The sequence below is a fragment of the Streptomyces yatensis genome (genome assembly GCF_018069625.1).
GTDB classification, from domain to species: Bacteria; Actinomycetota; Actinomycetes; order Streptomycetales; family Streptomycetaceae; genus Streptomyces; species Streptomyces yatensis.
On record NZ_CP072941.1, the window covers coordinates 6,347,206 to 6,365,947 of the forward strand.

The window sequence follows — 18,742 nt, forward strand, 5'->3', positions numbered from 1 at the left end:
AGAACGCTGTTCCGGGGTGTGCTGCCGCCGCTGGTATTCGGGCTGTTGCTGGTTGTCGTCTGGGACATCGTGACCCGGACCGGCGCCGTTGCGGAGTTCTATCTTCCGGCTCCGCTCGACCTCGCGCGGCATTTCCTCGACGACGTGTTCCACGGTGATCTCGTCGACTACACCAAGGAGACGGTGTGGGAGGCGCTGGCGGGCAGCGGTATCGGGATCGGAGTGGCGCTGCCGCTCGGCTATCTGATCGCCCGCAGTGAGCTCGCGGCGGCCGCGCTCCAGCCGTATGTGGCCGCCTCGCAGGCCATGCCCGCGGTGGCGCTGGCCCCCCTGCTGGCCCTGTGGATCGGCTACGGACTGCTGCCCATCGCGGTCCTCTGCGCGCTGCTGGTCTTCTTCCCCATCCTCGTCAACACCGTGCTGGGACTGCGTTCGCTGGACCCCGATGTGATGGGGGCGGCGCGGGTGGACGGGGTGGGGTGGTGGGGGATGCTCTGGTACATCGAGCTTCCGCTCGCCCTGCCCAGCGTTCTCGCGGGGGTGCGCAACGGCCTCACGCTCTCCATCACCGGCGCGGTCGTCGGCGAATTCGTGATGGGCGGCGACGGACTGGGACAGCTGCTGTCGGTGCAGCGCCAGGAGGCCGACACCATCGGACTGTTCTCGACGCTCGTCATGCTCGGCCTTCTCGCCGCCGTCCTGTACGGAGTGGTCCGCCTGGTCGAGCGGCTCGTTCAGCGCGACTGACAACTTTCATCCCAGAGGAGAAGTACGTGCGTTTCGTGCAGACGTCCATGAGGCGTGCTCGCAGACACCGGGTCATGGGCGCGGCCCTCGCGTCCATGGTGGCCCTGGCCACCTTGACCTCATGCGCCGAGGAGCCGAAGGACGCGGGGGGCAAGGGCGGGGCGAGCATCACGGTGGGGCTCACCTACACCCCCAACATCCAGTTCTCCCCGTTCTATGTGGCCGCCGAAAAGGGCTACTACAAGGACGCCGGACTCAATGTGACGCTGCGCCACCACGGCGCGGCCGAAGATCTCTTCGGGGCCCTCTCCTCGGGCAAGGAAGATGTGATCTACGCGGGCGGTGACGAGATGCTCCAGGCGCGCGCCAAAAATGTGCCCGTCGTGGACATCGCCACCTTCTACCAGAAATATCCGGTGGGGCTGATCGTGCCCAAGGATTCCGACATCCGCACCCCCGCCGACCTCAAGGGCCGGAAGATCGGCACACCCGGTCCCTTCGGCGAGACCTATTTCGGTTTGCTGGCGCTCCTCAAGGAGGGCGGACTTTCCGCCAAGGACGCCAAGGTGCAGAACATCGGCTTCACCCAGCAGGCGGCCCTCACCGGAAACAAGGTGGAGGGGGTGATGGGCTATCTCAACAATGACGCCGTCTCGTTCAAGGAGGCCGGCAAGGACGTCCGGTCGATTACCCTCGACTCGGGCGCGGCCGGAGATCAGCTGGTGGGCGTGGGTCTGGGCGCCAAGAAGAAGACGCTCGACAAGCGCGGTGACGACATCGGGAAGTTCGTCGACGCCTCTTTGCGTGGATTGCGCTATGCGATCGACCACCAGGACGAGGCCATCGAGCTCAGCGAGAAGTACGTACCCGGGCTGCGCGGCGAGAAGCAGCGGAACAACGCCCGCGCCGTGCTCAAGGCCACCGCGCCGCTGATGAAGAACGACCAGGGCGAGCTGGGCGCGATCGACCCGCAGACCTGGACCCGGATGGCCGACTTCATGTACGACCAGGGGCTCCTGGAGAAGACGGTCACGCCGGAGGACGCCTACGACACGTCGTACCTGCCCAAGTCGTAAGCTCTCCAAAGCAGTTCGGGCGGCGGTCGATCAGGTGTCCGCCGTCCGGCCGCGCAGCGCGGCGGTCACGGCGAACGCGGCCGCCGCGCCCAGCGCGAGCGCCAGCCAGCTGCCCGTCGCCGAGGCGTGGGCGACGATGAACAGCCCGATCGGTGGCCCGGAGGCCGTGCCCAGGTTCCAGGCCAGCGACGCCAGCGCGCTCGCCCGGCCCACCGCCTCCTCGCCCGACCAGCGCAGCAGCAGCGGATAGAACGCGGAGGAGTACATCAGCTCGCCCGCCGCGAAGACCACCGCGAAGGCCAGCAGCAGCCCGTACCGCACGGCGGCCGGGGCCGCCTCCCCGGCCAGCGCCGCGCCCAGACCGCAGCCGAACGCCACGGCCCACAGCACCGGACCGCCCGCCAGGACCACGGTCTCCGGCAGCTGCTCCAGCCGGCCGCGCAGCAGCGGCTGCAGGGCGATCAGGGCGAAGGAGTTGGCCGCGACCACCACGCTCACCCAGCCCAGCGTGACCGCCATCCGGTCATGCAGCAGCAGCGGTACGGTGGCCTCGATCTGGGTGAAGCCGACGATCGCGAAGAGCGCCTGGGCCAGGATCAGCAGGGCCATGGGGCGGGCGCGCAGCAGCGAGCGATAGGTCGGCCCGCTCCCGGACGGCTCAGGTGGCGTCGGATCCCCTCTCCGCCCCTTCCCGCTACCAGGGGCTTCGCCCCTGGACCCCGGGGTCTGGGGGGAAGCCCCAGTTTCGGGAAGGGGCGGAGAGGGGGAAGCATCGATATGCGGCTCCGCCGCGTGGTCCGCCGGACCCCCCGTAGCGGGCTCGGGCGCGACCCGGGGCCGTACGCCCAGGATCACCGCGATCAGCGGCAGCGCCGCCAGCCCGTTGGCCAGGTACAGCCAGCGCAGCGTCCCCGCCGGGGTGTGCGCGCCGTGCAGCGCGAGCCCCGCCGCCACCGAACCCAGCCCGATCCCGGCGTTGTTGACGATGTGCCGGATGGCGAAGGCCGAGCGGCGGCCGCTCTCGGGGACGGCCGTGTCCACGATGCCCACGATCGAGGCGTAGAAGAGCCCGAAGCCGACCCCGACGCACACCCCCGAGGCGAGCACCAGCGGCACCGAGCCGGCCGGCGCCAGCAGGGCGTATCCGGCCGCGAGCGCCGCGGCGCCCAGCGCGCCCACCCGGTGCGGGCTGCCCCGGTCGGCCAGCGGCCCACCGGCCAGGGCGGCGGCGAGGCTGGCCGCGGCCATCGCGATGAAGTAGCCGCCCGCCGCCCGGCCGCCGAGCCCCAGCAGCCGGCTGATGTAGATCGAGGTGAACGGGAAGCACAGCCCATTGCCCAGGCTGGACAGCAGCAGCGCGCCCATGAGCAGGCCGAAGCGGCGCCCCAGGGGCGTGCGGGGCGCCGTCGCGCGCGGGGCCGTCACGAGGTGAGCGCGGCGCGCACCTTGAGCAGCTCCTCGGCCTTGCGCAAGTCGTACGGGGCCGGGAGGGAGAGCACCACATGGACCGCCCCGGCCTCGGCGAACCCCTCGACCAGCGGCAGCTGGTCCGGGTTGACCATCACCGTGCGGGCGACCTGTCCCGGGTCCCGGCCGACCCGCTCGCACCACTGGTCCAGGACGCCGCTGAGCTCGCGGAAGTCGGCGACGGGGTCCTCGGAGGCCCAGCCGTACCAGTTCCACCAGTCGGCCTCGCGGGCCACCAGCTCCAGGGTGCGCCGCCGCCCGGCGCCGCCGATCAGCAGCGGAAGCGGGCCCGCGGGGCCGGGGTTGAGCTTGGCCAGCCGCTCCTTGACGGCGGTGACGGACGCGGCGAAGGCGTCCATGCGCCCGGCCGGTCCGGGGAAGGGCAGCCCGTACTCGGTGTGCTCGGCCTCGAACCAGCCCGCGCCCAGCCCCAGCACCAGCCGCCCGCCGCTGAGCTGGTCGACGGTGCGGGCCATGTCCGCCAGCAGATCCGGATTGCGGAACGCGGTGCAGCTCACCAGCGGCCCGATGGTGGCCCGCCGGGTCTCGACCGCCATCGCGGACAGCAGCGACCAGCACTCGTAGTGGCGCCCGGCGGGGTCGCCGGTGTGCGGCAGGAAGTGGTCCCAGGTCCACAGCGAGTCGACCCCGAGGGCGTCGGCCTCGCGCCACGCGGTGCGCAGCTCGGCGATTCCGGTGTGCTGGGGGTGGAGTTGCACGCCTACGCGCAGGGACACGGAGGTGAATCCTTTCTGTGGGGGGACTGTGCTGGTGGTTCTGCCGGCGCCGCGCCCGAAGCGGGGCCGTTACGGCGTGACGACGACGCGGTAGACGGGGGTCTCGGCGGCCTGCTTGAGCGCCTTCTCGACCTCGTCCAGCGGGTAGCGCGCCGTGACCAGCGTCTCCAGCCGTGCGGAGAGCGCGCCGCCGCGCAGCAGTTCGGCGGCGGCGCGCCAGTCGTCCGGCTCATGGCTGAAGGAGCCGGTGACGGTGAGCTGGCGGCGGTGCACCTCGTAGCCGGGCAGCTCGGCGGGCGGGCCGCCGGGGCCGCCGCCGTAGAGGACGATCGTGCCGCCGTCGGCGACCGCGGCGAGGGCGGCGGCGATGGCCTCCTTGGACGCGATGGTCACGACGACCACGTCCGCCGGGGGCAGTTGGCCGACGTCCTCGGGGGTGACGGCCGCGTCGGCGCCCGCCGCCGCGACGGCGGCCAGCCGCTGCTCGTCGCGTTCGACCACCGCGACGCCGCGGGCCTGCAGCTGCGCGGCGACGGCGAGGTGGAGATGGCCCATATAGCCGGCGCCGATGACGGTGACCCGGTCCCCGGCGCGGAAGCCGCCGCGGCGCAGCGAGTGGACCACACAGGCCAGCGGTTCGCCCATGGCGGCGACGGCGGGGTCGGTGTCGCCGGCCGACCACACCCGTGAGGCGGGCAGCGCGATGTATTCGGCGAGTCCGGCGCCCATGGTGATCGCGCCGTCCTCGCGCTGGTGTCCCTGGAGCGCGACGCAGATGGCGGTCTGCCCGCGCCGGCAACTGCGGCAGGCCCCGCAGCGCGGCAGTCCGTCGAGGGTGACGAGGGAGCCGACGGCGGGCATGTCCTCCAGCGCGGCGGCCTTGGCGCCGATCCGCTCGACCCAGCCGGAGATCTCATGCCCGGCGGCGGCCGGATAGACCGTCATCCGGCCCGCGTAGAGATTGGCCTCCATGGTGCAGATACCGCAGGCCGCGATGCGTACCAGCACCTCGGAGTCACCGATGTCGGGGACAGGTATCTCTCTGGTCTCCACCTGGCCTGCCGCCGTGATGACAGCTGAACGCATGTGAACTGCCTTCCGGATTACGGATGTTGTGCCGGGAGGCTATGCCGGGGCGACAGGGGTGGCAAGGAAGAACGATCACATGCTGGATCGCGCGCCGGAAGACGTCCTGCGGAACGCCCACCAGATGATCACTGCTCCGGCCGCGGCGGCGGCCGCGCCGACGATGGAGGCCACATGCATGGCGTGGACGAACCCCTCGTCGGCGATGTCCGACAGCCGGGGCAGCCGCATCTTCGCGCCGAGCAGCCGGGTGGCCTCGGGCGACTCCCCGGCGGCGTCGGCGGTACCGGAGGGCAGTCCGCTCAGCCGGGGGGTGACCCGGTCGCGGTAGACGCTGACCAGCACGGAGCCGAGGACCGCCACCCCGAGGACCCCGCCGATCTGGCGCAGCGAGTTGTTGACGGCGGAGCCGGCGCCGGTCCGGTCGGCGGGCAGGATGGCCATGATCGCCTCGGTGGTGGGCGCGACGGCGGCGCCCATCCCCAGGCCCTGGAGGATGAGGAAGACCCAGAACAGCGGCAGTCCGCTGTTCTCGTCCAGGAAGACGTAGGCGACGAAACCGGTGGTGGCGATCAGCATGGCCGCGGTGACCACCGGGCGCACCCCGTGGTTGCGTACCAGCTTGGCCGAGAGCGGGGCACCCAGCAGCACGCCGAGGGCGACCGGGGCGATGGACAGCCCGCACTCCAGCGGTGTCTGTCCCTGGACGCCCTGCAGATAGAAGCTGGTGTAGTACATCGAGCCGTTGAGCCCGAAGAACGTGAGCATGACGGCGACGCTGGCGCCGGTGAAGCGGATGTCACGGAAGAGCCGGACGTCGAAGCTGGGGTTGGCGACGCGCAGTTCGACCAGGACGAAGACCACGACCAGCAGCACGCCCCCGGCCAGCGAGGCGACGATGGCCGGATCGGTCCAGTCGTTGCGGTGGCCGCCCTCGATGACGCCCCAGACGATGGCGAAGAGCCCGGCGGTGGAGAGCACCACGCCCAGCGGGTCGAACTTCTGCCGCACCCGGGTGACCACACCGGGCAGGAAGACGAACGAACCGGCCACGCACAGCACCACGATCGGCACATTGACCAGGAAGACCGACCCCCACCAGAAGTGGTCGAGCAGCGCTCCACTGAGCATCGGCCCGGTGGCGATCGCGATTCCACTGGAACCCGACCAGATCGCGATGGCGGTGGCCCGGTGCCGCTCGTCGAAGACCTGGGCGATCAGGGCCAGGGTCGCGGGCATGATCAGGGCACTGCCGATGCCCATCGCGCCGCGGGCCACGATGAGTTCGGTGGCGGAGCCGGAGTAGGCGGCCCAGGCGGAGGCCGCGCCGAAGAGCACCATGCCGGTCAGCAGTAAGCGGCGGTGGCCGTAGCGGTCGGCGAGCACACCACCGGTGAACAGCAGCACCGCGAAGACCAGGGTGTAGGAACTGATGCTCCACTGCAGCTGATTGGGGCTCGCGCCGAGCCCTTCGTCGGGATCGGCGAGGGTCTTGAGGGCCACATTGAGCACGGTGTTGTCCAGCCACACCGCGAGTTGGGACAGGACGAGCACCGAGAGCGCGAGCCATTGGCGGCCGGTGGGGGAGTGCGCGGAACCGGCCTGCGCGGCATCGGTGGTCGCGGTGTTCTGTGCAGCCATGGGGGCGGCGCCTTTCGGGACCCGGGGGAAGGTGGGGGGGTCCGCGTCGTATGGCAAGGGATGGCGTGCTGGCTCTAGAGGAAGTTACCAATCCGCCGAGCGGGGGCGCAGCCCCTTGCCGACACGGGGAGGTGTCGTGGCCGGAACGCGAGGGTATTTCCCGGCGGGAAGTGTCCCATAAGGAACGATCTTCCTTGCCGTGTGCCAGGGGGCTCGTTACTGTTCCCGGAAAGGGAACGGGGGTGTCCTTTGAGCCATTTCGGAATTCAACCAAATGGGCGAGTGCCTATTGACGGATTTGACGCGGAGGTGGGTGCGGGGAGAGCGGTTCGAACGGAGCCGGACATGGGGTCGGACAACCTGGAGGAGACTCTGGGCCAGGCGTTACGCCTGCTGGAGTCCGCAGTGCACCACCACCGCCGCTCCGCGCTGGCCTCGGCGTCGGCCGAACTGCCGGTGGACGGGGAGGCCGTGGCCGGGTGGGTGGCGCGGCTGGTGCTGCGCGCCGAGCGGGATGTGATCTGGAGCCTGCCCGAGGTGACGGGCGATGACCACGCCCGGCTGGTCGGACAGACGCTCGCCCAGCTGGCGGGCAAGGGGGTCAGGACCCGGATGCTCTGCCCGCCGGGCGTCATCCGGGGCGCGGCCTGGCAGCGCTCGGTGGGGACCGTGGCGCGGCTCGAGGTGCGCGTCTGCGAGGGGGTGCGGCAGGAGCTGGTGGTCGTGGACGGCGCGGCGGTCATCGCGCCCGACGCCTCGCCGGGCGAGCCCGGCGGCTCCCGCGCCTCGATGATCCAGAACTCGACCGTGGCCGATATGCTGCACCAGCTGCTGAGCGGCATGTGGGACACGGCCCAGCGCCCGATGCGGCCCCTGTCGTTCGAGGGCGGCGCGCGCGGCCGGGTGCTGCGCGAGGTGCTGAAGCTGATGGCCGAGGGCTACAAGGACGACGCCGCGGCCCGCAAACTCGGTCTTTCGGTGCGTACCTACCGTCGCTATGTGGCTGACATCATGCGGGACTTGCAGGTCGAATCGCGGTTCCAGGCAGGAGTGCGCGCCGTGCGCGCCGGGCTGATGGAGTCCGACCCCGAATAGGGGCGCGACCGCACACCCGGGCAGCAGCCGGGTTGTTGGTGGTTTGAACGTTATTGGCACGTTTCTGTCCGCTGACGACCTGGCAGCTTCCTGCAGAATCCAACTTCTGACCGCGGGGTAACCGGCTGCCGTCTGCAGCTTTATGACACCCGGACCAGTCGCATGCTGGTGTTCACCCGGCGCGTGACAGCTAGTGGACTCTGGGGTTGTCCCCTCCCGGACCGGCGCCTAGCGTCAGCGGGAGCTTCGTCGCTTTGCCCATGCCCGAAAATGGAGGTGCGCGGTAATGACCGCCATCGTCGAAGAGCGTCGTGAAACCATCAAGGAAATCGTCACCGATATTCTTGAGATCGACCCCGACGAGGTCACTGAGACCAGTCTCTTCAAAGAAGAGCATGACGCGGATTCACTGCGTGCCATTGAAATACTCGCGGCTTTGGAGAGGACCTTCAATATCGTCATAGAGCAGTCCGAACTCAGCCGGATGGTGAACCTCCGAGGCGTCTACGAGGTTGTCTCCGACGCGGCGGGCTGGTGACCGCCGGGTCCAGGCGGTCTCTCGGAAGGCAGGGCGAAATGCGTGGTGAGCCGGGTCGCAGGGTCGTCGTCACCGGCCTCGGTGCGGTGTCCGGGATCGGCATCGGCGCGGCGGAATTCCTCGCCGGACTGCGCGCCGGGAAGAGCGCGGCGGGCCCCATCACCGCGTTCGACACGGAGGGCTTCGACCGCTCTACGGCGTGTGAGGTCAAGGATTTCGAGCCGGACCGGTGGATTCGAAATCTCGATGTGCGGACCCTGGGCCGGGCGAGCCGGTTCTCGGTCGCGGCGGCCCGTATGGCGGTGGCCGACGCCGGATTCGCCGAGTCGGAGAGCGCGCTGCGCGACATCCCCTGTCTGATCTCCGTCGGCACGACCGACGGCGAGTCCAGGGACCTGGACCATCTGGTCGAGGAGGAAGTGGACCTGGGGCCCGAGCGGATGGATCCCACGGTCGCCCGGCGGGTGCCCGCCGGACGGCTTTCGAGCGCGATCGCCCAGGAGTTCGGCCTCACCCGGGCCGAGGCGGTCACCCTCCCCACCGCATGCGCTGCCGGGAACTACGCGATCGGCTACGGCTTCGACGCCATCCGCGCCGGGGACGTGGACCTCGCGCTGTGCGGCGGGGCCGACGCCCTGTGCCGTAAGACCTTCACCGGCTTCTACCGCCTCGGCACCATCGCCCCCGAGCGCTGCCAGCCCTTCGACAAGGATCGCAAGGGCATCCTCACCGGCGAGGGCGCGGGCATCCTGGTGCTGGAGAGCCTGGAGTCGGCGCTGGCCCGGGGCGCCCGTATCTACGCCGAGGTCCTCGGCTACGGACTCAACTGCGACGCGGACCACCCCGTGGCCCCCAACCAGGACAGCGTGGCCCGCTGTATGCGGCTGGCCCTGGACAACGCCCAGGTCAAGCCGGAAGAAGTCGACTTCATCTCCGCGCACGGCACCGGCACCAAGGCCAATGACATCACCGAGGCCCGCGCCATCCGCCAGGTGTTCGGGGACGCCGCCCCGCCGCGCACGGTCTCCATCAAGTCGATGATCGGCCATTCCATGGGCGCCGCCGGGGCACTGGCCTCGATCGCCTGCGCCCTCGCGCTCACCGAGGGGTTCATCCCGCCGACCATCAACCACCAAGAGACCGACCCGGAATGCGGTCTGGACTGTGTGCCCAACCAGGCCGTGGACGCCGATCTGAAGGTGGTCCAGAACAACGGCCTGGCCTTCGGCGGCAACAACGCCGTCGTCATCTTCGGCAAGAGCCGAGCGGACTGGGCATGAGTCAGCTGGTGACCGGCGCCGGAGCCGTGGCGAGCGTGGGCGAGGGCGTCGACGAGGTCTTCCAGGCTCTGTGCGCCGGCATCAGCGGACTCGGGGAACTGCGCGGCTTCGACCGGGAGCGGTACCGGACCCGCCACGCGTACGAGATCGACGACCGCCCCGCGCCCGGCGCCGACCTCCCGGGCCGCGCCACCGACTGGCTGCTGCGCGCGGTCGGCGAGGCCGCGGCCCAGGCGGGGCTCGGCGAGGACCTGAGCGAGGTGCCCGTCCTCGTCGGCACCGGGCTGCGGGAACTGCGCTCCGCCGAACTCGCCTGGCGCGACGGCGCGCCCTTCGACATCGGCCGGCTGCACTTCGGCACCGCACTGCGGAGACGTTTCGGCGCCGTCCGCACCCACACCTTCTCCGGGGCCTGTTCGGCCTCCCTCTACGCGCTCGCACTCGCCGCCGACCTGCTGACCACGGGGGCCGAGGACACCGTGGTGGTGGCCGGTGTGGACACCCTCACCGAGTCGATGTACGGGCTGCTGGACCGGGTCAACAGCGAACCCCCCGACCGTGTCCGGCCGTTCGACCGGGACCGGCGCGGGGTGCTGATGGGCGACGGCGCGGCGGCCGTGGTGCTGCGCCGGGAGGAGCCCGGCGCGGGGGGTGGCGCGCTCGGCCGGGTGCGCGCCGTCAGCATGAACTGCGACGCGCGCCATGTGACCGCCCCCGACCCCCGCGGCATCGCGCGGGCGGTGCACGAGGCGCAGTGGCGGGCGGGCGTCAAACCGGGCGACATCGATCTGGTGCTGCTGCACGGCACCGGCACCCAGCTGAACGACGCCGCCGAGGCCGCCGCCATCGCCGAGGTCTTCGGCCACGAGGTGCGCGGGCCCCTGATGACCGCCATCAAGTCCATGACCGGCCACACCTCGGGCGGCTCCGGTCTGCTCAGCCTGATCGTCGCGCTGGAGTCCCTGGCGTCGGGCCGGGTGCCGCCCACCCTGGGCCTGGCCGAACCGCTGCCCGAGGCCGAGGCGTTCCGGTTCGTCCGGGAGGAGGCGCGGGACGGCGGGGATCTGCGGGTCGCGCAGATCGACGCGTTCGGCTTCGGCGGTGTCAACGCGGTCGCCATCGTGGAGAGGGCCGGCCGATGACGCGAGGCCCCGGCGAAGTCGTCGTCACCGGCGTCGGCCTGGCCCTCCCGGGTGCCGACACCCCCGACGCGCTGCTGCGCCGCGCCGCCCGCCCCGTCAGCGGACCCGCCGCCGCACCGTTCGACACCGCCGCCCGGATCGGCCGCCGCGGCCACCGCTACAAGGACCGGGCCACCCGGCTGGCGCTGTGCGCCGCGCTCGACGCGCTGCGGGACGCCCGTCTGATCCCCTCCGACGGCGAGGAGGTGACGGTGCCCGGCGACACCGTCGGCGTGGTCGCCAGCTCCAACCTGGGCAACCTCGACACCGCCTGCCTCACCGCCGCCGCCATTGCCGAGCGTTCGGCCGTGGACCTCAGCCCCATGAGCCTGCCGAACGCCTCCAGCAATGTGATCGCCTCCTGGGTCGCCATCCGCCACGGACTGCGCGGCCCCAACCTGATGCTGTGCAACGGGGCGACATCCGGCCTGGACGCCGTCCACTGGGGCGCCGCGCTGGTCGCGGCGGGCCGGGTCCGGCGTGCGGTGGTGATCGGCGTGGAGACGCACAACGCCGTCGTGGAGGACCTGCTCGGCCGGTCCGCCGATGAGCTGCTGGACGGCGCGGCCGCCCTCGTGGTCGAGGGCGCCCGGTGGGCCGAGGACCGGGGGGCGCGGGCCGCCGCCACCCTCGGCCCGTACGAACGGCGGGCCGGGCTCAGCGGCTGTGTGGCGGCCCTGCTGCCCGGCGGCGCCGCGCCCGGCGTCTGGTTCACCCCCGAGCGTTACGCCGAGGGGCCCGCCGGGGCCGATGGGTCGGCCGGGGCCGAGCCCGGGGCCGATGGGCCCGTCGGGGTCGGGGCCGAGCCCGGGGCCGATGGGTCGGCCGGGGCCGTACCGGTGCCGGAGGCCGTGCCGCGCTACGACGTCACCAGCGCGGTGGGCCGGGCCTCCGGGGCCCTCGGGGTGCTGCAGTGCGTGGCGGCCATCGGCTGGCTGGCCCGCGCCGAGGCCGGGACGGACGCCGAGACCGGCGCCGGGCCGCAAGCCGCGCGGCCGCAAGACGCGGGACCGCAAGACGCTGGGCCGCAAGCCGCCGGGCGGCAAAACGCCGGGCGGCAAGCCGTCGGGCCGCAAGCCGTCGGGCCGGAAGCGGTAGCCGGGAGCGGTACCGCCTTCGACGCCGGTCCCGGGGCCGCGCCGGGTCAGGTGCCCGTGCCCGCGTCCCGCCAGGCGCTGATCACCAGCGGTGACGACACCGCGGACGCCGTGGCCGGACTGCTGCTGCGCCCCGCGCCCGACCGGTGCCACCCGCACCCCCCCACGTGCCCCCCTTATCTCCATGGAGTGTTCCCGATGACCGCCGCCGCCCCGCCGATGTCGACCAAAGCCCTGCTGACGGACGTCACCACCGTCCGGCTGCGCCCGCGCTACGAGGGCTCGAACATCTGCACCTGGATCGGCTTCAAACACGTCAACTACCTCGTCGAGGAAGCCGTGCTGGTGCACTTCGCGGACTCCGGGGCGCCGGCCCGCCGGCTGTACGAGGAGCACGGTCTCGGGCTGGACATCGTCGCCCTGGAGACCCGTATCCTGCACGCCTTCCACATGGACGACGTGGCCGAGGCCGAGGTGACGCCGGACACCGCCGACGACGACCGCACCCTCGGCTTCCTGGTGACCCTCCGCGTGGAGCGCGGCGGCTCGGTCCTCAAGGCCGTCGCCGCCAAGGTGCGGGTCTCGCTGCGTGCCGACAGCTATCTGCCGGAGCCCACCGAAGCCCCCGCCGAATTCGCGCCGTTCGTGGTGGACCGGCTGGGGGCGGAGGGGTCCGCCGGCGAGCTCGCGCGGATCCGGGTGTCGCTGCCGGACGGCGGCGAGGACGCCGTCCTGGCCTCGCTGACCGAGGGCCGCAACGCCTACGCCTGGAAGTGGAACATCCCCTATCCGTACTGCCACTTCACCGAGCGGCTGCAGATGTCCGGCTATCTGCGGCTGATGGAGGAGGCCAAGGACCGCTTCGTCCTGGACCGCGGCATCTCCATCAAGACCCTGCTGGACGACCGCAGGTGGATACCGGTGGTCCCCCAGTCCTCGGTGCGCGTCATCGACGAGGCGGTGATGGAGGAGGACCTCTACACCGTCTACACGGTGGAGGAGATCTTCAAGGACCTCACCTACACCGCCGGGATGGACTGCTTCGTCGTCCGCGACGGCGCGCTCACCCTCACGGCCACCGGCCGGATCACCCATGGCTACGCGGTGATCGAGAACCGCAGCGACTGGCGGCTGGTCCCCTTCGACCAGCGGGTGCTGGACGCCCTGGCGGGAAAGCAGAGCGCCACCTGATGGACGACGTACTGGTCACCGGACTCGGCGCGCTGTCCCCGCTGGGCACGGGCGTGGACGCCTTCTGGCGGGGGATGCACGCGGCGGACACCGCGCCGGTGCGGGTCCCCGATCCGCTCGCGCGGATGGACCATCCGCTGATGTACCTGGTGCCGGAGGCCGACCTTCCGGACGGTCCCGAGGAGCAGGACGGGCTGCCGCTGGGACGCGGCTCCCAGTTCGCGCTCGCGGCGGCGCGCGAGGCGGTCGCCGACGCGGGGCTCGCCGCGCTGCCGGGGCCTGACGCCTCGGACGCCGCCTCGGAGGCCACGGACGCCTCGGGCACCACGCGCGCCGGGCTCGACCCGCGCCGGGTGGCCGTCGCCCTCAGCACCGGTATGGGCGACACGGATCTGCACGAGGGCTGGTGGACCGGCGGGGCCCCCGCGTCCGGCCGCTGGGCGCCCGCCTTTCCGCTGGCCTCGGTGGTCGGCGGGTGGTTCGGCGCACAGGGCGTCAACACCTGTGTCAGCAACGCGTGCGCCGCCAGCGGCTACGCGCTCTCGATGGCCGCCGATCTGATCCGCTCCGGCGAGGCCGACGTGGTCATCGCGGGCGGCGCCGAGGCGTACTCCCGGGTCGCCCTCGCCTGCTTCAACCGGCTGGGCGCCATCGACCCGGAGCGCTGCCGCCCGTTCGCCGCCGAGCGGCGCGGCACTCTCTTCGGCGAGGGTGCCGCCGTGCTCGTCCTGGAGTCCGCCGCGCACGCCCGCGCGCGCGGCGCGCGCACCGTCTACGGCCGTCTGGCGGGCGCAGGTTGGAGCTGCGACGCCTACCACCCGACCGCCCCCGAGCCCTCCGGCGAGCAGATCGAGCGCGCGATGCGCGTGGCGCTGCGGGAGGCGGGGGCCGGGACAGGCTCGGGGCCCGGGACGGAATCCGGTTCGGGCGGGCTGGGGTTCGTGATCCCGCACGGCACCGGCACCGCGCTCAACGACGTGGTCGAGAGCCAGGTGCTGGACGCGCTGACCCCCCGGACGCCGCTCTACAGTGTCAAGGCGCTCATCGGGCACACCGGCGGTGCGGCGGGCGCGTTCGCCGCGCTGGCCGCCACGTTGGTGCTGCACCACAAGACGCTGCCGCCGAATGTGCCGGTCGGCACGCCGGACCCGGAGTGCGCGGTGCCGCTGCCGTCCGGCTCCGCGCCCATGACAGGGGCGTACGGGCTGGTCAACGCCTACGCGTTCGGGGGCAACAACATCTCGCTCGTCTTCGGGGAGGCCGCCGCGTGAGCGACGCACATGCGGCCGCCGGGCCGCGGATGGCGACGAACGCCGCGCCTTTGCGCCGCGTGGGCGGAGGAGCGAACGAGGAGGCCGCGCGCGGCGAACCGGCCGTCGGCCTGGTGGTGACGGGCATCGGCACCGTGGGCGCGGACGGCTTCGACTTCCGTACGGCGCTCGGCCGGCACGGCTACAAGTACCTGCCCACCGCCTCCCAGTACTTCCTCGCCGCGGCCAAGCGCGCGCTGGCACAGGCGGGCCCGGACGCCCTGGACGCGGTGGGGCCCGAGGAGCGGGGCGCCGCGGTGGGCACCAACAGCGCGGCCGTCGCCCTGCACCACACGATGGACCGTACGGTCACCGCCACCGGGGCCGGAAACCTGTCCCCGGTCACCGCGCCCTACTTCTCCATCAACCTCTTCGGCAGCCGGCTGGCCACCGAACACGACCTCAAGGGCTTCAACCTCACCTTCACCAGCCCCCGTGTCGCGGGCCTCGAAGCGCTGCAGAACGGCCGGCGCGCCCTCGTCACCGGCCGGGCCCGGTGGCTGCTGGCCGGGGCCACCGAGGAGGCGCTGCCCGAGGGCGAACCGGGGGCGGAGACCTCGGAGGCCGGAGCCGTCGCGCTGGTGCTGGAACCCGAGGCGGCCGCCCGGAGCCGGGGAGCGGCGGCGCTGGGCCGGGTGGACGTCCGCTCGTTCTTCCTGCCGCCGCGGTCGGCCGCCTCCGCCGAGGGGGTCGAGCGGGCCGCGGCGCTGCTGCGGGACGCGCTGGACGCCCTCGGCCACCGGCCGGACCAGCCCCTGGCCGTCACCGCCGTCCTGGACGGCTCCCCGGTCGGCGAGGCGGTGGCGGCAGCGCTGGAGGAGAAGGTGCTCGACGAGCGGGCGCCGGGCGGGCGGACGGCCGCCGGGAAGCCCGAGCGGGTCCTGGCCGGCGCGGGCGCCCTGGAGCCGGTGGCGCGCGTGGCCGCCGCCCTCGGCGCACCGGCGGGCCATGTCCACGCCGTCGTCACCGCGGCGGCCGAGGGGAACGCCGCGGTCTGCCTGGTCATCCCGGGCGGCGTCACCCCGGGCAGCACCGCCGGAGCGGAAGCCGGCGGCGCGGAAGCGAGCAGCCGATGAGCGGACGACGGAGGGCGAGCGGCCGATGATCACCCGACTCGAAGGTTCCTGGTGCCTGGTCCTGGGCGCCTCCAGCGGAATGGGCCTGGCCATCGCCCATGAACTGGCCCGTGAGGGCGTCCACATCCTGGGCGTCCACTTCGACACCACCGACGGCCAGGAGAAGGCCGCCGTCGCCCGCGAGGAGATGCGCGGCCACGGCGTCGAGGCCCACTTCTTCAACGCCAACGCGGCCTCCGCCCGCACCCGCGAGGAGCTGCTGCCCCGGTTCGAGGAGCTGACCGGCGGCACGGGCATCCGGATCGTGGTGCACTCCCTGGCCTTCGGCACCCTGCTGCCGTACGTCGGCGCGGAGGGCGAGGACAGCCTGACCTCCCGCCAGATGAACATGACGCTCGACGTGATGGCGCACTCCCTCGTCTACTGGACCCAGGACCTGTTCACCGCGGGGCTGCTGCGCGAGGGCGCCAAGGTGTACGCGATGACCAGCGCCGGGGGCACCCGGGTGATGCCCCACTACGGCGCCGTCTCCGCGGCCAAGGCCGCCCTGGAGTCCCACGTACGCCAGCTCGCGCTGGAGCTCGCCCCCTCCGGTATCGCCGTCAACGCGCTGCGCGCCGGGGTGACCCCGACCCCGTCCATGGAGCGCATCCCCGGCAGCGACCGGCTCGCCGTCCACGCGCGGGACCTCAATCCGCACCGGCGGCTGACCCGCCCCGAGGACGTCGCCGAAGCCGTCTCGCTGCTCTCGCGCACCGACTCCTCCTGGATCACCGGCAATGTGATCGGCGTGGACGGGGGTGAGCTGCTGACATGACGGCCCATCTGCTGATCGAGAGCGGCGGGCCGCAGGCCGGACCCGCTTGCGAGCGTTTCCTCGGCGACGCCGCGCGGCTGGCCAGGGACGGCCACCAGGTGGTGCTGTTCCTCGTCGAGAACGGCGTGACCGCCGCCGTCCCCGGCACCGCGCCGGGCATCGAGACGTTCCTCGGCGACGGCGGCGAGCTGTGGGTGGACTCCTTCTCCGCCGCCCAGCGCGCCCTGCCCGCCGCCGATCTGACGCCCCGGGCGCGGCTGGTGGAGATGGACGACGTGGCCGCCAAGCTGCTGGAACCGCGGGTCAGGGCGGTGTGGCACTGATGCCCAGGCCCGTTCCCCGTACCGATGTGCTGCTCAACCTCTTCGGCGCGCCTCACCAGAGCGACCTGGTCACCTCGGCGCTGCGGCTGGCGTCCGCGCTGCTCGCCCGGGGGGCCAGGGTGCAGATCTGGACCTGCGGCGACGCCACCCGGCTGACCGGCGCGGCCCTCGGCGACACCAAACCGCGCGACTACACCGACCTGGGGCGCGAGCATCCGTCCACCGCCCGCGTCGTCCGCGAGCTGATCGAGGATCACCCCGACCGGCTGTACTGGTACGTGTGCCGCTTCTGCGCCGAGGAGCGGGGCGCCGCGGACCAGATTCCGCAGGTGCGCACGCGGGCCCCCTTCGTCTTCGCCGAGCATGTGAACGCGGCGGACAAGAGCCTGCTCATGGGGGTGTGCTGAGCCATGGGCGACCAGGCGCGCTGGCTGCTGATCGTGGAGAAGGCGTACCGGGGCTCGATCGAGACCCAGTACGCCGACGTGCTGTACTGCGTGCCCGATCTGCACCGGCAGAGCGGCGGCTGCGATGTGGCGCTGCGCGGCCCCGCCGTCGGCTACGCCCTCGACACGGGCCCGCGGCCCACGCTGCGCCTGGGCAACCGCACCCTGGACACCCTGCCCCACCCCCCGGCCTCCGTGGCGAAGCTGCTGGCCGCCGGGGTGACCGTGCTGGTCGAGCAGGACGGTCTGGCCGCGCTCGGCCGCACGGCCGCCGAGCGGCTGCTGCCCGGCGTACGCGTCATCGAGGGCGACGACCTCGCGGCCCGCTGGCCCTCCTACGAACAGGTGTGGTTCCTGTGACCCGCCCCTCCCACGGCCCCCGGGCCGCTACCGAAGGAGTACCCGAACCCATGGTCAACGCCCCCGGCGGGGCAGTCCCGGTCATCTCGGCCTGGACCGCCGTATCGCCCCTGGGACTGCGCGGGGCCGACTTCACCGCGGCCCTGCGGTCCGGCCGGGCGGCCGGCCGTCCGCTGGACCCCGAGGAGTGGTCGGTGCCGTTCCGCGAGGCGAGCCTCGTGCCCGACTTCCACATCCGGCAGATCCTCGGCCGCAAGGGCACCCGCTCGATGGACCGGGCCACCGGACTGGCCGTCACCGCGATCCGCCACCTGCTGACCGGGGAGCGGGAGCACGACGAGGCCGAGCGGCTGCCGGGGGTGGGCGAGGACACCGGACTGGCGCTCGGCACCAGCACCGGCTCCGCGCAGAGCATCATGGACTTCACCCGGGACTCGCTGGTGGGGGAGAAGCCCTTCTACGTGGACCCGGCCCGGTTCCCCAACACCGTGATGAACTGCGCGGCCGGCCAGTCCGCCATCTGGCACGGGCTCAGGGGCCCCAACACCACCATCGCGGGCGGCCGCGCCACCGGACTGCTCGCCCTCCGGTACGCGCTGCGGCTGCAGCGCGCCGGACGGGCCAAGGCCGTGCTGTGCGGGGCGGTCGAGGAGTTCTCCTCCGCCCGCGCCTGGCTGGAGTGGCACGCCCGCACGGATGAGGAGAGCGCCGACAGCGCCGCCGTGCTCGGCGAGGGCGCGGCCGTGTGGCTGCTGGAGCCCGACGCCGCGGCGCGCGAACACGGCCGTAAGCCGCTCGCCGAGGTCCTGGGCCTGGAGTTCGGCTGCGCGGCGGACGCGAAGCGGGCCCGTACGGTGCTCGCCGAGGCGCTCGGCCGGCTGCTGGACCGCACCGGCGTGACCCCCGGCGAGCTGAGCGCCGTCGCCGACTCCGGCGCCCCCGGCGCCGAGGGGGAGGCCGAGCGCGGCGCCCTCGCCGACGCCCTCGGGGGTGCGGAGCCGCCGCGAATCACGGCAGCCGACACCGTCGGGGACACCTGCGCCGCCGCGGCGGCCTTCCAGATCGCCGCCGTGCTGGCGATGGCCGAGCACGGTCGACCGTCGACGGGGGGCACCTCCCAGCGGCAGCTGGGGGACAGTGAAGCGTCCCGGAGGCGAACCGAGCCTCTGAAAAATGGCGACCTCGCCCTGGTCACCACCGTGGACCGGGACGGCGTGGTCGGTGCGGCCCTGCTGCGGATCCGGTGACGGGCCGGCCGCCCCCTGAGCTGAAGG

Annotated in this window: 18 protein-coding genes and 1 pseudogene; 15 read left to right on the forward strand and 4 right to left on the reverse strand. The window is 72.7% G+C overall.

Annotation, left to right across the window (positions count from 1 at the left end; all coding sequences use genetic code 11):
- The first annotated feature begins 183 nt into the window (after positions 1 to 183).
- Together J8403_RS43800 and J8403_RS26725 are read left to right on the forward strand one after the other, a co-directional pair.
- Entirely contained in the window at positions 184 to 747 is a 564-nt protein-coding gene (locus J8403_RS43800; RefSeq protein WP_237299897.1) for an ABC transporter permease, read from the forward strand.
- A gap of 74 nt (positions 748 to 821) precedes the next feature.
- Complete coding sequence (locus J8403_RS26725; protein WP_237512618.1) at positions 822 to 1,823, forward strand: ABC transporter substrate-binding protein; 1,002 nt, start codon at positions 822 to 824, stop codon at positions 1,821 to 1,823.
- A gap of 30 nt (positions 1,824 to 1,853) precedes the next feature.
- Here J8403_RS26725 and J8403_RS26730 read toward each other — a convergent pair whose 3' ends face one another.
- The 4 genes from J8403_RS26730 to J8403_RS26745 all read right to left on the reverse strand — a co-directional run bounded on the left by J8403_RS26730 (position 1,854) and on the right by J8403_RS26745 (position 6,754).
- Positions 1,854 to 3,248 (reverse strand): MFS transporter, encoded by a 1,395-nt coding sequence (locus J8403_RS26730; protein ID WP_211125381.1) that lies wholly within the window; start codon positions 3,246 to 3,248, stop codon positions 1,854 to 1,856.
- On the reverse strand, positions 3,245 to 4,027 hold the full coding sequence (locus J8403_RS26735; RefSeq protein ID WP_211125382.1) for an LLM class F420-dependent oxidoreductase: 783 nt from the start codon (positions 4,025 to 4,027) through the stop codon (positions 3,245 to 3,247). The genes J8403_RS26730 and J8403_RS26735 overlap by 4 nt, the downstream gene beginning before the upstream one ends.
- A gap of 69 nt (positions 4,028 to 4,096) precedes the next feature.
- Positions 4,097 to 5,113, reverse strand: coding sequence for a zinc-dependent alcohol dehydrogenase (locus J8403_RS26740; protein ID WP_211125383.1), 1,017 nt, complete (start codon positions 5,111 to 5,113; stop codon positions 4,097 to 4,099).
- A 75-nt stretch (positions 5,114 to 5,188) separates the two neighbouring features.
- On the reverse strand, positions 5,189 to 6,754 hold the full coding sequence (locus J8403_RS26745; protein WP_211125384.1) for an MFS transporter: 1,566 nt from the start codon (positions 6,752 to 6,754) through the stop codon (positions 5,189 to 5,191).
- Positions 6,755 to 7,099: 345 nt separating this feature from the next.
- Between J8403_RS26745 and J8403_RS26750 the strand changes: the two genes are divergently transcribed.
- The 13 genes and pseudogenes from J8403_RS26750 to J8403_RS26810 all read left to right on the forward strand — a co-directional run bounded on the left by J8403_RS26750 (position 7,100) and on the right by J8403_RS26810 (position 18,715).
- A complete protein-coding gene (locus J8403_RS26750; RefSeq protein WP_211125385.1) occupies positions 7,100 to 7,849 on the forward strand; it encodes a helix-turn-helix transcriptional regulator in 750 nt (249 codons plus the stop codon).
- Between the two features lie 286 nt (positions 7,850 to 8,135).
- Entirely contained in the window at positions 8,136 to 8,387 is a 252-nt protein-coding gene (locus J8403_RS26755) for an acyl carrier protein (protein WP_211125386.1), read from the forward strand.
- A 38-nt stretch (positions 8,388 to 8,425) separates the two neighbouring features.
- The gene (locus tag J8403_RS26760; RefSeq protein WP_211125387.1) at positions 8,426 to 9,667 is read left to right on the forward strand and encodes a beta-ketoacyl-[acyl-carrier-protein] synthase family protein; all 1,242 of its coding nucleotides are present in this window, start codon (positions 8,426 to 8,428) and stop codon (positions 9,665 to 9,667) included.
- A complete protein-coding gene (locus J8403_RS26765; protein ID WP_211125388.1) occupies positions 9,664 to 10,809 on the forward strand; it encodes a beta-ketoacyl synthase N-terminal-like domain-containing protein in 1,146 nt (381 codons plus the stop codon). The genes J8403_RS26760 and J8403_RS26765 overlap by 4 nt, the downstream gene beginning before the upstream one ends.
- A pseudogene (locus J8403_RS43805) lies at positions 10,806 to 11,297 on the forward strand (beta-ketoacyl synthase N-terminal-like domain-containing protein); the annotation flags it as partial. The gene J8403_RS26765 and the pseudogene J8403_RS43805, both read left to right, overlap by 4 nt.
- Positions 11,298 to 12,143: 846 nt before the next feature.
- Positions 12,144 to 13,136, forward strand: coding sequence for an acyl-CoA thioesterase family protein (locus J8403_RS26775; RefSeq protein ID WP_211128443.1), 993 nt, complete (start codon positions 12,144 to 12,146; stop codon positions 13,134 to 13,136).
- Entirely contained in the window at positions 13,136 to 14,407 is a 1,272-nt protein-coding gene (locus J8403_RS26780) for a beta-ketoacyl-[acyl-carrier-protein] synthase family protein (RefSeq protein WP_211125389.1), read from the forward strand. The genes J8403_RS26775 and J8403_RS26780 overlap by 1 nt, the downstream gene beginning before the upstream one ends.
- Positions 14,404 to 15,522, forward strand: coding sequence for a beta-ketoacyl synthase N-terminal-like domain-containing protein (locus J8403_RS26785; protein ID WP_211125390.1), 1,119 nt, complete (start codon positions 14,404 to 14,406; stop codon positions 15,520 to 15,522). The genes J8403_RS26780 and J8403_RS26785 overlap by 4 nt, the downstream gene beginning before the upstream one ends.
- Positions 15,523 to 15,547: 25 nt before the next feature.
- Positions 15,548 to 16,339: an SDR family oxidoreductase gene (locus tag J8403_RS26790; protein WP_211125391.1), complete on the forward strand. Its 792-nt coding sequence runs from the start codon at positions 15,548 to 15,550 to the stop codon at positions 16,337 to 16,339.
- Complete coding sequence (locus J8403_RS26795) at positions 16,336 to 16,662, forward strand: hypothetical protein (RefSeq protein ID WP_211125392.1); 327 nt, start codon at positions 16,336 to 16,338, stop codon at positions 16,660 to 16,662. Before J8403_RS26790 ends, J8403_RS26795 begins: the two co-directional genes overlap by 4 nt.
- Entirely contained in the window at positions 16,662 to 17,069 is a 408-nt protein-coding gene (locus J8403_RS26800; protein WP_086710683.1) for a DsrE family protein, read from the forward strand. The genes J8403_RS26795 and J8403_RS26800 overlap by 1 nt, the downstream gene beginning before the upstream one ends.
- A 3-nt stretch (positions 17,070 to 17,072) precedes the next feature.
- The gene (locus J8403_RS26805; protein ID WP_211125393.1) at positions 17,073 to 17,468 is read left to right on the forward strand and encodes a hypothetical protein; all 396 of its coding nucleotides are present in this window, start codon (positions 17,073 to 17,075) and stop codon (positions 17,466 to 17,468) included.
- Positions 17,469 to 17,518: 50 nt separating this feature from the next.
- Positions 17,519 to 18,715 (forward strand): beta-ketoacyl synthase N-terminal-like domain-containing protein, encoded by a 1,197-nt coding sequence (locus tag J8403_RS26810; RefSeq protein WP_211125394.1) that lies wholly within the window; start codon positions 17,519 to 17,521, stop codon positions 18,713 to 18,715.
- The last annotated feature ends 27 nt before the right edge of the window (positions 18,716 to 18,742 follow it).